The sequence below is a fragment of the Nostoc sp. genome (assembly GCF_036917935.1).
Classification (GTDB): Bacteria; Cyanobacteriota; Cyanobacteriia; order Cyanobacteriales; family Nostocaceae; genus Nostoc.
Genome location: NZ_JBALEL010000044.1, coordinates 1 through 370, shown reverse-complemented (window position 1 = coordinate 370; position 370 = coordinate 1). Strand labels below are relative to the sequence as shown.

At 48.1% G+C, this 370-nt stretch carries 1 protein-coding gene; it reads left to right on the top strand.

The genetic code is table 11. The features are described 5' to 3' along the window. Positions 1-182: 182 nt before the first annotated feature. Positions 183-370 (top strand): glycine--tRNA ligase subunit alpha (locus V7K62_RS19215; protein ID WP_334866756.1); only part of this gene is annotated, 188 nt, incomplete at its 3' end.

Here is a 370-nt window from a genome sequence, read left to right as displayed (position 1 = left end):
GAAGCGTCGCTTTTTCGCGCTCCGCTTCCAGCACTTATTCAATATAGCGAACCTACCTCCTCATGTCAACTATTTTTTCCAAAATAATTTTGGACTGTTTCCCTGTCTCCTGAAACTGCCCACAGTGCCGGATTCTAGGCAACAATGGTTTATGCACTGTGTTGACTAAGGATGGAGCAAGCGTGAATTTTCAGTCGGTAATAAGTTTATTGCATCAGTTCTGGGGTGAGCGCGGTTGTCTCATCGCCCAGCCCTACGATATTGAAAAGGGGGCTGGTACTAAGAATCCACAGACCTTTTTAAGAGCTTTGGGACCAGAACCCTGGGCTGTTGCCTATGTTGAACCCTGTCGTCGCCCGACTGATGGACG